Source organism: Undibacterium sp. Ji22W, from assembly GCF_049340305.1.
In the GTDB taxonomy this organism is placed as follows: domain Bacteria; phylum Pseudomonadota; class Gammaproteobacteria; order Burkholderiales; family Burkholderiaceae_D; genus Undibacterium.
In genome coordinates this window covers 1303339-1323792 of record NZ_JBMPOU010000002.1, presented here as the reverse complement: position 1 = coordinate 1323792, position 20454 = coordinate 1303339, and the positions used below count along the sequence as shown (strand labels likewise).

At 46.1% G+C, this 20454-nt stretch carries 13 protein-coding genes and 1 CRISPR repeat array; of the genes, 6 read left to right on the top strand and 7 right to left on the bottom strand.

Going from position 1 to position 20454, the window contains the following annotated elements; genetic code table 11:
* Window positions 1–880 precede the first annotated feature (880 nt).
* The 3 genes from cas9 (at window position 881) to cas2 (ending at window position 5242) form a co-directional block, all read left to right on the top strand.
* Complete coding sequence (gene cas9, locus ACO0KW_RS12360) at window positions 881–3928, top strand: type II CRISPR RNA-guided endonuclease Cas9 (protein ID WP_423053372.1); 3048 nt, start codon at window positions 881–883, stop codon at window positions 3926–3928.
* Window positions 3929–3933: 5 nt separating this feature from the next.
* Window positions 3934–4863, top strand: coding sequence for a type II CRISPR-associated endonuclease Cas1 (cas1, locus tag ACO0KW_RS12355; protein ID WP_423053371.1), 930 nt, complete (start codon window positions 3934–3936; stop codon window positions 4861–4863).
* Between the two features lie 73 nt (window positions 4864–4936).
* The gene (gene cas2, locus ACO0KW_RS12350) at window positions 4937–5242 is read left to right on the top strand and encodes a CRISPR-associated endonuclease Cas2 (protein WP_423053370.1); all 306 of its coding nucleotides are present in this window, start codon (window positions 4937–4939) and stop codon (window positions 5240–5242) included.
* A gap of 70 nt (window positions 5243–5312) precedes the next feature.
* A CRISPR array of direct repeats spans window positions 5313–8120; the repeat unit is 36 nt; unit sequence AGTTTAGCAGATTGGGATATGTGCTGTGACCGGAAC.
* Window positions 8121–8292: 172 nt separating this feature from the next.
* Here the strand turns inward: cas2 and ACO0KW_RS12345 are convergent.
* From ACO0KW_RS12345 to ACO0KW_RS12325, 5 genes are all read right to left on the bottom strand, one after another.
* Window positions 8293–8895, bottom strand: coding sequence for a hypothetical protein (locus ACO0KW_RS12345; RefSeq protein ID WP_423053369.1), 603 nt, complete (start codon window positions 8893–8895; stop codon window positions 8293–8295).
* 122 nt (window positions 8896–9017) lie between these two features.
* Entirely contained in the window at window positions 9018–9893 is an 876-nt protein-coding gene (locus ACO0KW_RS12340; protein ID WP_423053368.1) for a hypothetical protein, read from the bottom strand.
* A gap of 556 nt (window positions 9894–10449) precedes the next feature.
* Complete coding sequence (locus ACO0KW_RS12335) at window positions 10450–12963, bottom strand: serine/threonine protein kinase (RefSeq protein ID WP_423053367.1); 2514 nt, start codon at window positions 12961–12963, stop codon at window positions 10450–10452.
* Window positions 12960–13487 (bottom strand): ECF-type sigma factor, encoded by a 528-nt coding sequence (locus ACO0KW_RS12330; RefSeq protein ID WP_423053366.1) that lies wholly within the window; start codon window positions 13485–13487, stop codon window positions 12960–12962. Before ACO0KW_RS12330 ends, ACO0KW_RS12335 begins: the two co-directional genes overlap by 4 nt.
* Window positions 13488–13759: 272 nt before the next feature.
* Window positions 13760–14677: a foldase protein PrsA gene (locus ACO0KW_RS12325; RefSeq protein WP_423053365.1), complete on the bottom strand. Its 918-nt coding sequence runs from the start codon at window positions 14675–14677 to the stop codon at window positions 13760–13762.
* A 233-nt stretch (window positions 14678–14910) separates the two neighbouring features.
* On the opposite strand from ACO0KW_RS12325, the gene ACO0KW_RS12320 reads away from it, so the two are divergent.
* Both ACO0KW_RS12320 and ACO0KW_RS12315 read left to right on the top strand, forming a co-directional pair.
* Window positions 14911–15399, top strand: a complete 489-nt coding sequence (locus tag ACO0KW_RS12320; RefSeq protein WP_423053364.1) for a hypothetical protein — start codon at window positions 14911–14913, stop codon at window positions 15397–15399.
* Between the two features lie 101 nt (window positions 15400–15500).
* Window positions 15501–17618: a methyl-accepting chemotaxis protein gene (locus tag ACO0KW_RS12315; RefSeq protein WP_423053363.1), complete on the top strand. Its 2118-nt coding sequence runs from the start codon at window positions 15501–15503 to the stop codon at window positions 17616–17618.
* Between the two features lie 190 nt (window positions 17619–17808).
* On the opposite strand, the gene ACO0KW_RS12310 is transcribed toward ACO0KW_RS12315, so the two are convergent.
* On the bottom strand, window positions 17809–18267 hold the full coding sequence (locus ACO0KW_RS12310; protein ID WP_423053362.1) for a type II secretion system protein: 459 nt from the start codon (window positions 18265–18267) through the stop codon (window positions 17809–17811).
* A gap of 392 nt (window positions 18268–18659) precedes the next feature.
* On the opposite strand from ACO0KW_RS12310, the gene ACO0KW_RS12305 reads away from it, so the two are divergent.
* Window positions 18660–19646 carry a cupin-like domain-containing protein gene (locus ACO0KW_RS12305; protein WP_423053361.1) on the top strand — a complete coding sequence of 329 codons (987 nt, stop codon included), beginning with the start codon at window positions 18660–18662 and terminating at the stop codon, window positions 19644–19646.
* On the opposite strand, the gene ACO0KW_RS12300 is transcribed toward ACO0KW_RS12305, so the two are convergent.
* A complete protein-coding gene (locus tag ACO0KW_RS12300) occupies window positions 19639–20385 on the bottom strand; it encodes a hypothetical protein (RefSeq protein ID WP_423053360.1) in 747 nt (248 codons plus the stop codon). The genes ACO0KW_RS12305 and ACO0KW_RS12300 overlap by 8 nt on opposite strands.
* Window positions 20386–20454 lie beyond the last annotated feature (69 nt).

The window sequence follows — 20454 nt, the reverse complement described above, 5'->3', positions numbered from 1 at the left end:
TAGGAATTGTTATGGTGGAATAATTTCTCGTCTTTGAGCTCTGTTTTTGATAAAAGCAAAGATGCAAAACAAAAGCCACGGCGATGCGGTTTCTTTCAGTCCACAAAGCTGACGAATCGTAAGAAAGATAGATGACGACTCAGTGACAGGCAGTAGAGAATTCGCTCTAAGAGAAGTCATGGCTGCGTCATCTTACAAGACTAGAAATTCAGATGAGTGACAGCAACTCGGAATAAGAATGTGCGTCATACCCAATTCATGACGCAGCAATCAGCCATATAGCGACGGAAACGCGGCTAGGGCTTAGTCGAGGAAAATGGCAGGCAACATCGTGTACGATTGAACGAACGCATTGGCCGTGGAAATTGTCGTTTATCGGATGAGGGTGCGATACCGCACATAAAAAACTGATAAGCGGTTTTTCTATTTTTTTGGAGCAATTTTAACTATTGAACCACCATACGATTCTTAAACCCATCGAATTCGACGGATTTAAACTATGAGATTTAGATTTACATTCAACTACATTTGAAATGCAGTTTCTTCGTCGTTAAAACTACGCAACATAATACGACATGAGGAAAAGAAATTTTGAGCGACGAATTTAACATGTAAAAATTTGCGAGGATGATTGACTTTCCACCTCAATCGAAGCGTTTTTCTTAAATTGAGAAACTGTTAAACTGGTTTCACATTAATTCAGCAATAAAAATTTTACATGTAAAGCAAAAGGCCGCATGTAGCGGCCTTTTCATTTGGTGCATATTTCAGCTTGTTAGCGTCCACAGCACATATCCCAATCAACTAATGGTTTGGACTTTAATTTAGGTTTACTTTAAAGTCAAACCCTTATTGATTTAATTGGATCTTGGAGTGATTTATGTTGCACAAAATGGCTTACCGTCTCGCGCTCGATCTTGGCTCTACTTCCCTCGGATGGGCAATCATTAGACTAAACAGCGAGAACGAACCATGTGCCGTTATCAAAGCTGGAGTTAGAATATTTTCCGACGGTAGAAACCCAAAAGATGGCTCATCTCTCGCAGTAACTCGACGTGAGGCGCGCGCGATGCGACGTCGTCGTGATCGACTTTTAAAGCGCAAAAATCGCATGATTGCAGCTTTAGTCGAGTATGGATTCTTTCCACTCGATTTAGACGAACGCAAGCAATTAGAAAAACTTAATCCTTACGAGCTTCGTGCAAAAGGATTGTACGAAGTTCTAGAACCAGGTGAATTTGCCCGCGCCCTGTTTCACATCAATCAGCGACGTGGTTTCAAAAGTAATCGAAAGACCGATAAGAAAGACAATGATAGCGGTGCTCTCAAAACTGCGATTAATCGACTTCGCGACTCGCTTGCTACGGAGAACTGTCGTACTGTTGGTGAGTGGCTTTTTAAACGCGATAGTCAAGGCCAAACTGTACGTGCTCGCTATCGCGAAAATAAAGTATTGAAAGACGACGGAAAAACCCGTGTTGATAAGAGCTACGATTTATACATAGATCGCGCAATGATAGAAGCGGAATTTGATGCACTCTGGACGAAACAATTTGAATTCAATCCTATATTGTTTAATGAGGCGGCAAGAAACTCTCTCAAAAATATTTTATTATTTCAACGAAATCTAAAACCTGTTATTCCAGGTCGTTGTACGTTGTTGTCAGATGAAATGCGCGCACCTCTGGCGCTGCCAAGTACGCAGCGATTCCGAATTTACCAAGAAGTCAATAATCTAAGGATTTTAAAAGAGGGTTTGAAAGAAGAGGCTCTCAGCATCGATCAACGAGATCTCATCGTTGACGCATTGGAAAAAAACAGCAAACGCAGTTTCACCCAAATTAAAAAGTTACTTGGTTTGGGTGACATCACTTTTAATATTGAAGATGTAAAAAGGCAAGAATTAAAAGGAAACACGACCAGTGCGATTCTGAGCAAATCTGATTACTTTGGTGATAGATGGTTTTCCTATGATGAAAAGAAACAAGATGAAATCGTCATGCAACTTTTATTGGAAGAGAATCTTGGAAAACTCATCCAGTGGCTAATAGATCAGACGGAAGTGAGTGAAACGCAGGCTGAATCTATCGCAAGTATTGGACTACCACCCGGTTACGGTAGTCTGAGCAAATTAGCTCTAAATCGCATTTTGCCAGAGCTACGAAAACAAGTTATTCCCTTCTCCGAAGCAGTCATACTCGCAAAATTTGAACACCACAGCAATCTACATCCGTCTGCGGCTGGCGAAATCTTGTATGAGCTACCTTACTATGGACAAGCACTACAGCGCCATGTTGGTTTTGGCAGCGGTAATCCAGATCACTCAGATGAAAAACGTTATGGGCGCATCGCCAATCCCACCGTACATATAGGATTAAATCAAGTTAGGCTGGTGATAAATGCTCTCATCAAACGCTATGGTCATCCGAGCGAGGTTATCGTCGAAGTCGCGCGAGAGCTTAAACAGAGCAAAGATCAACGAGACGAAACGAATAAACGCCAGGCAGAAAATCAAAGAAGAAACGCGCGCTTACGAACGGAGGCTGCTAAGGTTTTGAACATCAGTGAAGAACGCGTAAAGTCTACTGATCTGCAAAAAATGATCCTGTGGGAGGAATTGAGTTTTGACCCAGCAGATCGACGTTGCCCTTATTCTGGCGTACAAATCAGTCTTCACATGTTGCTCGGCGATGAAGTCGAAATCGAACATATCTTGCCATTTTCGATAACACTCGATGACAGTCTCAATAACAAAACAGTGTCACTACGCCAAGCTAATCGTATCAAAGGAAATCGAACGCCCTGGGAAGCATTCGGCAAACAAAACATACAAGGTTTTAGTTATGAAAACATTCTTGCACGTGCCGCGCACATGCCTAAAGCTAAACGCTATCGTTTTGGTGAAGATGGCTATCAACGTTGGTTGAAAGAAGACGCGGGATTCTTAGCCCGTGCGCTCAACGATACCCGTTATCTGAGCAAAATCGCGCGTGAATATGTGCAATTAATCTGTCCAGATACACGTGTCATTCCTGGACAAATGACGGCTATGCTGCGCGCCAAGTTTGGACTCAACGATATCCTTGGTTTGAACGGTGAGAAGAATCGTAACGACCATCGACATCATGCAGTCGATGCTTGTGTTATCGGTGTCACTGATCAAGGACTCTTACAACGCTTCGCGCAAGCATCAGCTAGCTCCCGCGAAAAGCAACTCAATCGACTTGTAGAAACGATGCCGTTGCCTTGGGAGACCTACCGAGAGCACGTCGAACGCGCTGTACAGCGCATTTGGGTTAGCCATAAACCCGATCACAGTCATGAAGGTGCGATGCACAATGACACTGCCTACCGCATCATTGGCAATGGCAAGGTCAGTGTGCATAAATTCGAAGATGGCAAACGTATCCGTGTTGAAGATAATCTCAAAGTAATTCCTTTTTCTGATGTCAAACAAAACGATAGACATGGCGTATTAGACAATGGCGATCCAAAACCCTATAAAGGTTATAAGGGAGACAGTAACTACTGTATTGAAATCGTTCGTAATGAAAAAGGAAAATGGGAAAGCGAAGTTGTTTCGACCTATGACGCATACCAAATCGTAAAAATTTCTGGTATTCAGAAACTTCGAAACGATACATATGGTACTTGTGGCAAACCACTCGCGATGCGTTTAATGATCAACGATACTGTTCGATTAGAAGTTGACGGGAGAGAACAAACAATGCGAGTTGCGACTATTAGTGGAAATGGTCAAATTTTTATGGCTGCCACTAATGAAGCAAACGTCGATACCCGCAACAGAAATAAGGATGATCCCTTCAGCTATGTTTCAAAAATGGCTGGATCATTACAAAAATCAAAAGCTCGTCGAATCACCATCTCGCCTCTTGGAGAAATCCGAGACCTAGGATTTAAGGAATAGCCATCATGATAGGCCGCATAGTAGAAATCGCTGATGATCGACGACATCTATTTCTATCGCGCGGCTTTATGGTAGTTCAGGACACGGAGGGTGAGCGGAAGGAGCTAGGCCAAGTACCGTTAGACGATATTGCAGCAGTCATCGCCAACGCCCATGGGTTAAGTTATACAAACAATTTACTGATAGCCTTAGCGGAACGCTGCGCTCCTTTCGTTCTCTGCTCTGAAAATCACAATGCTGCAGGAATGCTCTTACCTATTGAAGGCAACTTCCAGCAAGCCAAGCGATTTGATGCACAACTCGCTGCATCCCAACCGACGATCAAGCGGTTATGGGCAGATATTGTTAAATCAAAACTTCAACAACAAGCCGCTGCATTAGAAGCTGCCAATGTCGCCAGCATCCCCCTCTCATCTTTAGTAAAAAAAGTTCGATCTGGTGACCCGGACAATTTTGAGGCACAAGGTGCAAGACGATATTGGACTTTACTGTTCGGCAATGATTTCAGACGAGATCAACAAGCAGGAGGTCTAAACGCCATGCTGAACTACGGCTATACGATTTTGCGGGCAACAACAGCGCGCGCCATCGTCGCCGCCGGATTACATCCGACCATGGGGCTGCACCATAGCAATCAAGGTAATGCTATGCGCTTAGTCGATGATTTGATGGAACCATTTCGACCAATGATTGATCTAAAAGTATGGCAACTGTATCGGCGGGGTGAACAAACAATTACACCAAATTCCAAACGTGCACTCGTACACACTATGTATGATGATATGCAAACAAATGTCGGCGTTACGCCAGTCATCGTATGTACGCAAAAGCTTGCTACCTCACTGGTGCAAATTTTTCTGGGTGAAAGAGAAAAACTCGATTTACCTTTACCAGGATTACCACTCAACTTATCAGCCGCTTTACAAGACGAATAATCCAATACTCAAACATCTTTTTCCTGCGAAGTTTTTTTAAGTCCAAAACATTATGCTAAGCGGATATCGTATTATGTGGATGATCGTTATGTTTGATTTACCAGTGATCGAGAAAAAGGAGCGTAAAGCCGCTACTGACTTCCGCAACTCATTACTGGATATGGGCTTTGAGATGTCGCAATTCTCCGTCTACATGCGCTTCTGCACGAGCCAGGCACAAGTCGACACCTATTGTAAAAAAGTTGAGAAAGATTTACCAAGCGGTGGCAAAGTCAACATCCTCCAATTTACCGACAAACAGTACGAACGAATCATCACTTTTCAAGGGCAAACCAAACAAGCGCCCAATAAAACACCTGACCAATTTAATCTTTTCTAATGAAAACAGAGATTTTTCCAAGCACAAAAAAGCACAAACCCTTGAATAATCAAGGGTTTGTGTTGTATCTAGTTTAGCAGATTGGGATATGTGCTGTGACCGGAACTACAAAGGCTTAACTTCTAATTAAGGAATTAGTTTAGCAGATTGGGATATGTGCTGTGACCGGAACGCAGCTCAGGCGAGTGTGTCAGATACCACGAGTTTAGCAGATTGGGATATGTGCTGTGACCGGAACTACAGAGCAACAATGGCAAAAATTGCGAGAAGTTTAGCAGATTGGGATATGTGCTGTGACCGGAACTCTCAAAAAGCTCTGGAAAACCAGTCTTATAGTTTAGCAGATTGGGATATGTGCTGTGACCGGAACTCGTGGCCTGGCACTAATTGATTTTCAATTAGTTTAGCAGATTGGGATATGTGCTGTGACCGGAACTCGGTGATCAGTGTAGCAACGGCGGTTAGCAGTTTAGCAGATTGGGATATGTGCTGTGACCGGAACTACATTTTCACCACAGCCATCAGCGGGGAAAGTTTAGCAGATTGGGATATGTGCTGTGACCGGAACACGCCAACCACTGATGCAACAACTGGTGCAAGTTTAGCAGATTGGGATATGTGCTGTGACCGGAACAGAAGGAGGTTAGTGATGGAGATAAACACTAGTTTAGCAGATTGGGATATGTGCTGTGACCGGAACACAATCGACTGTGTAATACCGCCAATAGGCAGTTTAGCAGATTGGGATATGTGCTGTGACCGGAACTACGTTTCTAGCGCAGAAACAACAGAACTAAGTTTAGCAGATTGGGATATGTGCTGTGACCGGAACAAAGCGAGTGTGTTGGTTTCTGGTATGCCGAGTTTAGCAGATTGGGATATGTGCTGTGACCGGAACTCACGATCAGCGGCATGTTTTTGCCATACGAGTTTAGCAGATTGGGATATGTGCTGTGACCGGAACTCAGCCATTTACAAGATGTTCAAGCGCCCTAGTTTAGCAGATTGGGATATGTGCTGTGACCGGAACCCTGGGATCAAGCTGACGAACTTCTAAAAAAGTTTAGCAGATTGGGATATGTGCTGTGACCGGAACCTGTAGATTGGGAGCCCTACGAAGTCTCGCAGTTTAGCAGATTGGGATATGTGCTGTGACCGGAACAGCGGCTGTGTTATTGAGCGGTGGCATGGAAGTTTAGCAGATTGGGATATGTGCTGTGACCGGAACTGGAGGCGTAATACCAAGTAGTATTGAAAGAGTTTAGCAGATTGGGATATGTGCTGTGACCGGAACCTCAAGCATGTGCTCGAAAAATACCCACATAGTTTAGCAGATTGGGATATGTGCTGTGACCGGAACTTGCTATTAATTATTAAAAGCGGACAAACAAGTTTAGCAGATTGGGATATGTGCTGTGACCGGAACAGTGTATACGAACTAGAGAAAAAGAGGTAAAGTTTAGCAGATTGGGATATGTGCTGTGACCGGAACTACAACGCCAGGTGAATAAGGCCTAGCGCTAGTTTAGCAGATTGGGATATGTGCTGTGACCGGAACTCAAAGCTTGGCTCTACAGAGCGGACGACAAGTTTAGCAGATTGGGATATGTGCTGTGACCGGAACAAAATTGATCACGTATTACATTTAAAATTGAAGTTTAGCAGATTGGGATATGTGCTGTGACCGGAACTCAGCTGCTGTCTTGACGTCGGTCATCTTAAGTTTAGCAGATTGGGATATGTGCTGTGACCGGAACCGATTCGGGATCGATGAAGGCGCAACGGGTAGTTTAGCAGATTGGGATATGTGCTGTGACCGGAACACCGCCACCGGCAACGATTAAATAGTCAGCAGTTTAGCAGATTGGGATATGTGCTGTGACCGGAACTGATACACCTTCGACTCGCCAGTCGTTATGAGTTTAGCAGATTGGGATATGTGCTGTGACCGGAACACTCATGTAAAATTAAGATTATTAAGACAGAGTTTAGCAGATTGGGATATGTGCTGTGACCGGAACTGCAGAGCATCGCCAGTGCACCACGATCAAAGTTTAGCAGATTGGGATATGTGCTGTGACCGGAACTGGGAAGACTGCGCAATTCATGGCGGATTCAGTTTAGCAGATTGGGATATGTGCTGTGACCGGAACTATCGGCTTTGGAAAGGTATCGAAGGGCGAGTTTAGCAGATTGGGATATGTGCTGTGACCGGAACCTAGAAGAACTTATGCTTGAGAAGTGCCGAAGTTTAGCAGATTGGGATATGTGCTGTGACCGGAACTGCGGCTGTTTTGTTGCCGATTGACCGAGTAGTTTAGCAGATTGGGATATGTGCTGTGACCGGAACTACTGCGGCGGCTCATCACCCCATTTTGATAGTTTAGCAGATTGGGATATGTGCTGTGACCGGAACAGCACGACATTTACTAAGCCAACTGGGTATAGTTTAGCAGATTGGGATATGTGCTGTGACCGGAACTTGGTCATCAGTTGGAGCCTTGTCGATTTCAGTTTAGCAGATTGGGATATGTGCTGTGACCGGAACAATCTGACGGTATTGACGATACAGTGACAAAGTTTAGCAGATTGGGATATGTGCTGTGACCGGAACTGGCATCAACTATTCGTCATAATCGCGCTAAGTTTAGCAGATTGGGATATGTGCTGTGACCGGAACTTGCACAGCTAGAGACAGATCTAGCGGCAGAGTTTAGCAGATTGGGATATGTGCTGTGACCGGAACAGCACGACATTTACTAAGCCAACTGGGTATAGTTTAGCAGATTGGGATATGTGCTGTGACCGGAACTTGGTCATCAGTTGGAGCCTTGTCGATTTCAGTTTAGCAGATTGGGATATGTGCTGTGACCGGAACATTACTCCCTTAGTTGACATTTTCTTTGGCAGTTCAGCAGATTAAAATGGCTACGAATGACGACAAAAATTAGCTAAATTCATTAGCACCTTAAACCCGTCAAGTTCGACGGGTTTAGATCATTAGCGATCGCAATATTTCAAGCTATATCACTCAGATAAACCACAAAAATCTACTGACTCACTTGTGGTTTATGCACGGTGACGGTATAGCTCTCGCCGCGCTCTGATGGGGAATAGACGACGATCAATGCTTGTCGGGCGCTGTATCTTTGTCCGTAAGTATCCGTGCCGTCTTTGAGGTAATCGATCTTGACGCGTTCACCAGCTTTGTAAGGTCCCATGATTTTTTGAAATGCGATGGATGAGGAGCCGAATGCGCTGTGCATTTGATATTGGTTGCCAGACATCCAGATTTCCCATTTTAAGTTCTTTGCTATGCCAGCATCAACCGTGACGTCAAAATGCGCTGGTGCGTAACCGGAGTACCCTTTTGCATCAGGCAATGAGGTGTAGGGTACGGTCTTTACATGGATTTTGCCTAAGCCAGCTGGGCTTAATGCATAGCCCGCTTGCCAATCATCGCCACTGCCAATTTTGTTTTGAAAAACTTGGGTACTGGATTTAACTTCTAAGGCTGGGTCATGGAAATTTTCTAACTTGGCGTAATCGCTTGGTCCTACATGTTGAGCGACAATATTGCCACAACCGAAAAGACCGCTGCTAATGATACCTACGGCGAGTAACTTAGTGAAAGAAGTGATGTGAGCTTGCATGATTATTCCCCTTTAATGGTGTGCAGCGACATGATTTTCATGTCGATAGCCGCGTGATATTAGTTCGTAACAATGCTATGCTACGAGTCTGGTTTGACTACTTTTTTTACTGGTATTAAGTTCTATTTAGTTTTGGTATTTTCTGGATCAGCGGCAGCTAGCATGGACTTCAACTCGGCGAGTGTTGCTTTCAAAGCGGGCCACAGTTTTTCAGAAATAAGATCGGATTCATTCGACATATAGGCACGTAGCTCTTCTAAACCAGGGTTACGCTTTAAAAAATCCTGCTGCGAACGCTCTGCTGCACGTTGCTCATTGGCGACGTTGGCTTCGGCGTTTTTCAATTGCGCTTCCAACATTTTTTGATTTGCCAATGTATTTTCGCGCACCATGCCTTTGAATGTGGTTTGGTCAGAATACGAACCTCGGCTGTCTTTATAGCGTATGACATCTGGGCCGCTTCCCAGTGCTTTATAGAAATTCGCATTGTTGGCTAAGGCGCCTTGCAATGAATTAGTATTAGCCATTTGGGCCTCACGCAGGCGTTCGTTTTGCTGCCCCTGCACTTTGACTAGTTGCGTGTAATTGGTTTTTTTGCGCACGACTTCCATGCTTTTTAGACGATCGATAATGTCGGATAACTGACTCTTCAATTTGGTTTGATTCACCGGCAATTGAGCGTAATAAGCATAGGTCGCCTGAGCGCGTTTGCGATCACCTTTGAACTCATCAGTCATGCCATCGACACGCTCTTTTTCCGTTCCTTGATAGAAGCGAGCTTCATTGAGTTGCCGCAGAACCGAGGCATTTTCAGTGATGAGTACTTCGCTGATTTTAATGTCCGCGAGCAGTTCGTCCGACGGACCAAATTCTGCCCCTTTTAAGGTCGCTTTTGCATTCCCGATTAAGGGGTCATGCACGGCAACGCAGGCATTCAACATAAAGATGACGCAACAAAAGCACATTGCCCGAGTAGGTAGGCGCTGAAGGAATAACATGATTTTTCTCCCAAATAGTTTGACCCGCACTTACACCTCATCTGTGGTGATTCCAGCATCATCTGATTAGAAAAGTCGAGGAGGAAGGGTGCTTAATACGTAATGCAAGATTTCTCGTCAAACTGGCTCATGGGATCAAAAATAAGATGAAAAATATTTTGTAGGCGGGCGCAACTTGTGCCGCCAAACCACTGGACACCTGAGCAGCGCGGGTTTCACCCGCTCTACGAAATCACTTATTTAGATGGTCGTGTTGGATGGACGTGAGAGTAGTTCTGGAATAGCAAAGTTTTGGATGACTCGACATAACACCAAATGAAAGCATTTAAAGTGCCTAATAATGTCATCTTAATTTGGACCACCCTCATCCCCGCCCCTTCTCCCGCTTGCGGGAGAAGGGAGTGCCAATCCAAAGGTATCGGGAAAATTAGTCCGGACAGGGCTGTGCCTGCGCGGGTGTAACGATAGGTTAATGTTAGCTTGAGTAGATTTTAGGCTAGGGTCATCCGATCGAGTCCAGTATGCCTGCCGACCAGCCGGAGCTCTATACCAGCACCTACGGTGAAGCCGGATGCAAAAAGCCCTGTGCTTCTGTAACCCATTTACTGCCAGGCTCTTTCGTAAAAATATCGGGATATTTCTTGGCGAGTTGCAGAAAAATTTCAGCGTGTTTGCTGGCTTCTTGCCCATTTTTTTCTGCAAAGTAGGTTTTGCTCAAAAGAAAACTCGCCTCACCTTGCTGACGTCGCATGTGGGGCAGCACATCGATGGTGTCGGCGAATCGCCAAAGCGCGATACTTTTCAACAATTCTTGTTTCGCTTCGGGCGCTTGTCCTAGCGCTAATAACACGCGTCCAAAGTGCGTGTACAAACGGGCGTTTCCACTCAGTATTTCTATGTTTTCAGTATCGAGCTTCATTAATTGATTCGATACCACCTGCGCTCGCTGCAGACGGTTAACGACCTCTTTCGCAAGCTTGGGATCGGCGATAAATTGCTCCATGGCGCTATTCATCAAGGCGGTTCGTTTATGTAATAGATGGTTGAAGTTATCAGGCTCGCGCGCTATCCATTGGTCGATGATCGTGATTTCTGCATCCGACAATTTCAAGGCCGCCTCCAATCCCTCGAATGCCATCGCTTGCCGATATTGAATGCGATACATAAACATTTGCATGTTGTCGATTTCTTTATCGCCGGGTGATCGATCGGCTTTCCAAATCGAAAATTGCTCTTGCGCCTTGGCTAGTAGCGGTGCCGCCGTTTTGTCGTCATTTAAGGTGGCCGCTGCTGCTGCCAGATAGGTGCGTATCAATTCAAAGCGAATATCGCCATTTTTGTCTGGTCCTTTGAGTGCCAAGAGATAGTGCTTGAACGCCATGTCAAAGCGTTTCAGTGCTTGCTCAACATGGTCGGTACTGCCTAATATGGCGGCGACGTCCGCATCCACCGCTGCCATTTCGGCGTAGGCGCTCGTATTATTGGGATCGCCACGAATCACTTTTAAGAGCAATTGTTCTGCCTTGAGGCGGGCGCTGTCACCGCCAGCTCTATCGCCAAGACTGGCCATATTGCGGCCATTAAACAGAACTTCGCCCATCTTTCTATAACCGGTGGCGATATCGACGGCTAAGCGTGGATCGTAATCTGCTTCTTGTGCTAACTCGTCAAGAAAAACCAAGGCGTCTTTCACCATATCGCGCCGTACTGCCACTGTGCCCGCGATGGTCTCAATGCGGTCGTAGTATTTGGTAATCACACGGGTGGGTATTTCTCTTACTTGTTCGTAACGCGCTTGTGCTTTATTTTTTTGAACGATCGTGCCGACTGCACCGGCGGTGATCGCACAGCCGGCCATGACTGATAGCGCCGTGCCAACTCGATGACGACTGACAAATTTACGGGCTAAATAGCCCCAACTCGGCGCACGCGCTGCAATCGGTCTTTGCTCCAACCAGCGGCTCAAATCATCGGCCAAAGCCGCCACGGTGGGATAGCGTTCCTGCTGCGACTTGGCACAAGCTTTCATCAGGATCGCATCGAGATCACCTTTGAGTTGCGGCGCAAATGCGGGCATCGCCTGTTTTGCCAGTGAGCTGGCCGTCGCGATAGTATCTTCTGCCACCACTCGCATGACTGCTGCAAAGTTGGTGATGTCGGTGTTGGTCATGCGCGGATAAGGGCTGGTTCCCGCGAGTAGTTCATAAAGTAAGGCACCTAAACCATAAACGTCGGTCGCGACACTGACCGGCGTGCCATTGACCTGCTCTGGGCTGGCATAACGCGGCGTGAATAACATGGCATCGGCCTGCGTCAAATCGGAACGGCCTTCACTCTGTTCATTGAGTTCATTTTGTTTTTTACTCGCCTCCAATAATCGGGCGATACCAAAATCCAGCAGCTTTGGTTTGCCATTGGCATCAACCAAGATATTAGATGGTTTGATATCCCGATGGATAAGTAATTGCTGATGCGCGCTCTGTACCGCATCACAGACCATTCTGACCAAATCAACGCGTTGCGCCACGCTGAGTGCATGGTGTTGTGCGTAGCGCTCTATGGTGTCACCTTCGATATATTCCATCACCAGAAATGGCGTTCCACCTGCCGTGGTGCCGCCATCGAGCAAACGCGCTACAAAGGGATGAGTCAAACCGGCCAAGGCTTGTCGTTCACGATTCATGCGAGCGACATCTTGACGTCCGGCGCCGCGCAATAATTTCACGGCGGCACGTTGAGTGTATGCACCATCAGCGCGTTCTGCCAAATACACGACACCCATCCCACCACGCCCAATTTCCTCCAGTAAACGCCAAGCACCAAGCACTTGTCCAGCCAAGGCTGATTTCTCTTCCAAACTAACGGTGGGCACTTCGATGGGCGAATCAAGAAAACCAGAGCGCTGCCCTTCCACCGTTTCTACACCCAACAAAGATTCAACCTCAGCACGCAAATCCGGAAAATCCTGCAATTGCGCTTCGACAAATGCGGCGCGCTTATCGGTATTTAATTCAAGCGCATCGGCGACGATATTTTTGGCACGTTGCCAATTGTTGGCGGCGGTATTCATCGAGACATGGCTCTCTTTAAAAATAGACGGGCAACAGCCCATTCGCGTTTGACGGTGGCGACCGATAGTTTGATCGCATCGGCGGTTTCTTCTATCGTCAGTCCGGCAAAATAGCGTAGTTCAACAATCTCTGCCTGACGCGGATCGAGTTCCCCCAAGGCCTTTAGGGCTTCGTCCAAAGTCAGGATATCTACAGCCCCATCGACTTGAGCTTCGATCTCAGGCTCAGCTCCGGTTAGTGTCAATTTGATCCAATCACCGCCACGCTTTTCAGAGCGATGTGCCAACGCATAGTTCACCAAAATTTGACGCATCGCTCGGGCTGCAATAGCACGAAAATGTGGGGCGTTTTCCCACTTCAAATCAGTTTGTACTAGTTTGAGATACGCCTCGTGCACCAAACCCGTTGCCGACAAAGTATGATCGGCACGTTCTAAGCGCAGACGTGACGCAGCGATGCGTTTTAATTCGCTATATACCACTTCCACTTCACTCCCTACGGCGGGAAATAAGGGTAGGTTCATAGGCTGACACCTCTTTGTATGGGTTTGATTTCCACGAATAGATTTATTCAGCGTCAATCGTGGAAACAATTAAACTAACATAGATCTTTATTAACAAGGCATGAATGCGCGACGATGTGGTTTTCTCATCTTGTGACACGGCATAGCACGACTTTATTCTGGACTTAGTCCCTGCGGTTACGACGCTCGGCGGTAACCACGTGTAAGTAAGGAGTAGACATAAAAAAACCGCCACGAAGGCGGTTTTTTTATATAGTAAAACTGTGACCAAATTACTTGCTAGCTGCTGGTGCCGCTGCTGCTGGCGCAGATGCTGGTGCTGCTGTCATTGCTGAAGCCGATGCTGAAGCAGATGCTGCTTTCTCGCCGACGATGTCAATCTTCGCTTTTTCTTTCAAGCCATCCAAAAATTTCTTCAAGCTTTGTTGTTGCAGTTGCTGAGTCAAACGTGGTTTGACTTGTTCTAAGCTTGGCGCTTCTTTCGCACGGCTGTCGTCGAGAATAATCACGTGGTAGCCATATTGGGATTTCACTGGTTCTTCAGTAAATTTACCTTTTTCCAATTTCGCTACGGCACTACCAAATTCTGGCACCATACCGCGTGGATCAAACCAGCCCAATTCGCCGCCTTTGTCTTTAGAGCCTGGATCTTTCGATTGCGCTTTTGCTAAAGCTGCAAATACTTTAACGTCTTTTTTCAATTTTGCGATGATCGCTTTTGCGTCGTCTTCTTTTTCTACCAAAATATGGCGTGCAGAGTATTCATTGCCAGCTGTTGTTGCTTTGATTTTGTCGTATTCTGCTGCGTATTCTGCATCAGTCACTGGCGTGTTTTTCAAATAGTCTTCCACAAAACTTTGTGCCAATACATTGGTTTTCATCATTTCGAGTTGATCTGCAACGTCACCCGATTTGTCCAAACCTTTTTTTACCGCTTCTTGCGCGACTAAAGATGCCATCGCCAGATTGTCGATAATCATTTTGCGCATTTCTGGATTGTCTGGCATACCTTGAGCAGCTTGCTGCTTCATAATCATGTCGACTTGCTTGGTACTGATAGGCTTGCCATTCACTGTGGCAGCGATCACACTGGCTGCACCTTCAGCTGGCTTGTCTGCATTTTTTGTACAAGCGGATAAAGCCAATACTGCTACAGCACTACCGATCATGAAACGGGATTTAATCAACATCTTGGTCTTCCTTTATGATTTTCTATATTGTAATAAAGCGGCGTTAGCCGCTGGTGTTTTGGATAAAGCAATTATTGAAACAAAAATTTGTGCTGGCGAATTTTACCTGTGATTTTGTAATTGCACTTAGAATTTGCGCAGATTCTGGTGATTTCTAAGACTTTTTGAATGTTTTTTGAGCATTTATTGACGTGAAGAAAATCATCAACACTCAACTCGTGGAGATGGAAGTAATGATCGATTTTTCAGAAATGCTGCCGGTTGGTATGGTGGCGCATGGTGGACAGGTTGCGCAGATCATGGCGGAGCTTGCCAAACGACAACGTGGTCTGGCAGACTGGGAGGCTTTTCATTATGAAAAAGTGTCAGATGTGGCCGTCGAACTTACCGGTGGGATTGTGAGTATCACGAATGGGGCGAAGCGATGGTTAGAGCCACATGACTGTATTACCATTCCACTCGCCGCAGTGATCTCCGAAATGCAAAAACAAGGATTGTTGGAAACAGCACCCGAACCGCCGATCACACAGCTTCCCGCTCAGCGGCAGACGCAATCGGGCAATCAAACAAATATCCCTGGCACCAGCAACGCAGATTATCCCTATCTGCATTTAAAATTGGCATTGCCAGTCGATCCACTCAGCCGCCAAAAGTTGCTGCAAACACTACACTTACAAGCTGATTTGATGGGGGCGACGATTATTGCTTGCAGCTTGGAATAAGCGTTTTCGCGCGGCACACTGTCATCGTACGGTCACAAAATTTGCCTACATTGGGAAGATGATTTTTATTTCCCACCGCCAACTTTATTTGCGGAGTCTGTATGCAATTTTTATTCTCCCCTGCAATTACACTGATGCGGCAACTGCGTCTGCTACCCAAATTTTTAATGGTTGCCTGCCTATTTGCCCTGCCGGCACTGATCGTCTCCGGTTTGTTCGTGTATGAATTAAATAAGGCAATTGGTTTGAACAAACTTGAACAGGGCGGTCTGCAAAATCTGCGTATCGTGCAAGAGTTAAGCCTGCAGACGCAACAACATCAAGCCTTGCGACACTTGGCGTTGGCAGGCAACGTGAAGGCCAAACAAGCGGCACTGGAAGTCAAGCGAGAAATAGACAAAGGCTTCCAACGTTTGGTGGCATTGCAGGCGCAATATCCCGAACATGACCTCGCCGACGCATCCATTAAGGCGCTCATTGAGTCCATCAAAAATGTCCAAAGTAGCTGGACTGCGCTGCAACAAGCTCTCGATACAAGCAAAGCAAAAGAGAGTTACGCTGCACACAATGGCGTATTGCTGCAATTAAAATCGCTGTCCAACATGATCGCCGATCAAAGTAACCTCAGTTTAGATCCGCAGGTCGATACCTATTATCTAATCGCTCTGTATGCAAAATCCTTACCTGAACTCACCAGCGTGTTGGCAGATACTGCAGCGCGTGGGGCTCCCTACATTGATACTGGATTATTAGAGGCCAATGAAGATGTCTTGATCAATGCAAATGTACTATTGAGTCAACGCGATCTACCGAAAGTACAGGCGCAGTTAGAAGCGATTGTGAAAGCCTATCCGGCACTGCAAAATTTACAGCAACAACAGCAACAAGTCATTGCCAACCATTTGGCTTTTTTAGAGCGCACCAAAACCGAGATTCTCAATACCCTCAATCAGACTAGCGGCACCGACTATTTAGCCGCAGGACAAAAAAGTATTAATGCTTGGCATGATTTAAGCGTAAGTCTGGCAGATTTAATCCACTCGCAATTAGAACAACGCCTCAGCAATCATGTATGGAACCGGAATGCAATCGTACTGGCAATCGCCTTAATCATCAGCATTGCCACCTATTTGTTAGCGGGATTTTATCTGGCGTTTGCCCGTGAGCTAGGACAATTGACAGTTGCTGTGCATAGAATCAGGGATGGTAACTTGAGCATCGCCTGCGAGGCGCATGGCAAAGATGAAGTGGCGCAGCTTGTGTTTGAATTCGAAAGCATGCGGCAGGTTTTAATCGGTCTGGTGCAAAGAATACGCAGTAGCACAGAGCAGATCGCCAGTTCATCCAAAGGAATTGCGAGGGGGAATGCCGATTTGTCTATGCGTACCGAGCAACAAGCGAGTTCATTAGAGGAAACCTCCAGCTCGATGGAAGAATTAACCAGTACCGTTAAACAAAACATCCAGAGCGCGCAACAAGCGAATGCGATGGCAATTGAGGCGACTACTATCGCTGGACATGGCGGCAATGCAGTCGCGCAAATGAATGCCATGATGACGGGAATTCAGAATTCATCCAAACAAATTACCGACATCATTGCTGTGATCGATAGCATTGCCTTTCAAACCAATATTCTGGCGCTCAACGCCGCCGTGGAAGCCGCCCGTGCTGGCGAACAGGGGCGAGGCTTTGCAGTGGTTGCAACCGAGGTACGCAATCTAGCACAGCGCTCGGCTGGTGCCGCGAAAGAAATCAAAATTCTCATCGGTAATTCGGTGCAACAAGTCAATGCAGGTCATCAGCAAGTGCAGCAAGCAGGCAATACGATGACGCAGATTGTTGATGCGATTGCCGAATTGAATCGTAATATGCAAGCGATTACGGATGCTAGCGTAGAACAAGGTGATGGCATCCAAATGGTCAACTCAACGATAGGCCAACTCGATCACATTACGCAGCAAAATGCGGCTTTAGTCGAACACGCTGCCGCGGCGGCAGAAAATATGCATCAACAGGCACTGAGGTTAAGTGAAGCAGTTTCCGTCTTTGTGACCGAAGATCAGCTTAACGCACAAGAGAAAGATATGCAGGAATTTGAAGAGCATTCTTTCCCTTCTGCACCCACTTCGTTGCAGGTGCCTACACATAGAGCACAGAAGCAATCGGCGCGATCGGACAAGCGAAAACGCAAATTAAATGACCGCCTTAAATTAGCATGAATGATTTGACTGTTTGACTGATTGAATGGCTTGAACTTCCTACACAAGCTTCATCGCAAGCTTAGCAAAAGGCGGTCAGACATAGTGATGTTGTGCGATATATCTTATGCCATATTTTGCGGCATATTCCATACGTAAAAAAGCCCCGAACTTGTCGGGGCTTTTTACATGCAGTGATGACTTCGATCAATTAGCAACCTGTAGTCGTCAACGTCAGTGTTGGAGCTGTGGTTGCCGAGGTTGGCTCAGCATAAACCACAGAACAAGTGGCTGCCGTCGGAGCAGAAACTGGGGAAACCGTCAAAGTAGTACCTGCCGCCGTCAACGTGTAGTCAGCTGCGTTCAATCCTGCAGCAGCTGCAAACGCGGTATCCGCTTTTGGGTAACCTGATGCGAAAGCCGTAGAGAATGTAATCGTCGTACCTTCAAATGTCACCGTAGTTGGTACTGGAGAAGTTACCAGAAATTTGCCATGTGCCATCGCTGCAGTCGCCGCGATGGAGCCTTTAGCTGCATTAATGCTAGCAATGCGCGCATCTTTGCCTAAGTCCGCAAATTTTGGTAAGGCAGTCGCCGCCAAAATACCTAAAATCACGATGACCACGATCAATTCGATCAAAGTAAAACCCGTTTGTTTTTGTGAATTCATTTTTCTCTCCAATTTTCGTTAATAGCTTTGCGTATTTGGATCGCTTTTAAGCTTGGTATTTTGACATTTTTAATGTCACTAACATTGTCACTTATTGCTACTGTCGTTCGCACTAAAGACACCTAGTACCAGTATCACACACAGCCCCCTTATCTACAAGTAACATTTTGTGAATTCGTTGTATTCAAAAAAAATTTCAAAATTACAATTTTGTTCGCAACTTTGTCTTTAGAAAATACAAAAAATTCACTGCCAAACTAATTATCGGTCAAAAATAGGTGAACATGAACTAGCATGACGAGCATGGCTTACACCGCAGCCTGCATGTTATTAGACTCGGTTAGAATTTAACCTGTGTTATCGATCTGACGCACACACTTCACTCACACTCTATGCGCACACCCCTTCCCGCCATCGCAGAATTTCATAACGTCACTTATGACCTATTTCATCAAAAGATTCAGCCGCTGTATCGTCCCGCAATCTTGCGCGGACTGGTACAAGATTGGCCTTTGGTCCAACATGCAAAGCGGGCGATGCCAGATTTGCTAAATGACTTGGCAAAACGTGACAGCGGTGCTGCAGTCGATGCCATCATGCTGCGCCCCGAACATGACGGGAGAATTTTTTATGATGAGACGATGGATGGTTTTAACTTCATCAAAAATCGCGTACCGATAACGGCCGTACTCGAACAATTGGTGCGCTATGCACAGTTTGCGACCCCGCCCTCGGTGGCGGTACAAAGTGCACTGGTCGCCGAATGCTTACCTGGCTTGCAGCAAGATCATCCCATGCCTTTACTGGGCGACGATACTGCGGCTCGCATCTGGCTTGGGAATCACATCGTCACGCCGACACACATTGACGGTTCTGACAATATTGCCTGCGTAATCAGTGGACGGCGCGAGTTTGTCTTGTTTCCACCTGAGCAGATCGCCAATTTGTACATTGGCCCTTTAGATTTTGCACCAACACCCTCGCCGATCAGCATGGTGAATTTAGCGACGCCAGATTTCGATCGATTCCCACACTTTCAGACAGCATTGGAACACGCACAAAGCGCCATTTTGGAACCCGGCGACGCGATTTATATTCCGAATCTGTGGTGGCATCATGTTGAGTCTTTGGACAAGATCAATATTCTGATGAATTATTGGTGGGGTGGATCGAATTTTTCGACTGAGAATAAAACGTCACCGTACGGTTTGTTATTGCAAGCACTCTTAAGTTTTAAAGAATTACCACTCGCACAGCGCGCTGCCTGGGGCAGTGTGTTTCAGCACTACGTGTTTAGTACAGACGACCCGGCCGCACATATTCCTTCGCATCGCCGGGGTGTTTTACAAAGATTAGGAAAAAAACAAAAATTCAGCTAGCTGCGAACGCTGCATCTAAGCGTTTCAGCAAATCTTTATGCGTAGAAAAATGATGCGACTGCCAATGTTTTTTCATTTGTTCTATCTGTTCGCGTTGCTTCAATGCCGTACTTTTGTCGCCCTGTGCCAACGCCCAAACCGCATGTTCCACATAAGCTTCAACACTACCGTGATCGCGTGTCGCTTTCGTAAATTCTTCCCCTGCAGCCTGATGTTGCCCTGCCAGCGCATAGGCTTTCGCCAACAACAAAGCGACTTGTTCTAAACGGAAATCAGCATGGTGCTGGCGTAGCTTCAGCAATAATTCTATCGCCGCATCGGCTTGCCCGTTTTGCAATCTGGCGCGCGCCGCACCCAGTAACATTTCTCTTTCATTGGCGAATGGGCCTTTCAAACAAGCTTCATATTCATGTGCCGCTTGTTGTGCATCACCCGTCTCCAGATAGGCTGCCGCCAAACGCATTTGATTTTGTGCAGACGGTGTCAACTCAAAAGCTTGTTGCGCTTCACGCAATTCTTTGCCCGGATCGAGCGCTTTTAAAGTCGCAGTCGTTATCTTACGTGCGCCATATTGCAAACGACTGTCCGGCAAATAAATCGCAAAGAAATACACGACACTACCCAATAAAGGAAAGGCAAATAAAATCATCAACCAATACAGTTCACGTCCATGGCGTATCGCGTGCACTGCAAAAAAAATCGCGACCAAAATATGTAAGCTAACACCAATATACGGCATGTTTTCCTCTGCAAATGTTGAAATAATCTGGATTTAAAACTTCGCTACACCCGTTCAAAAATGAACGCA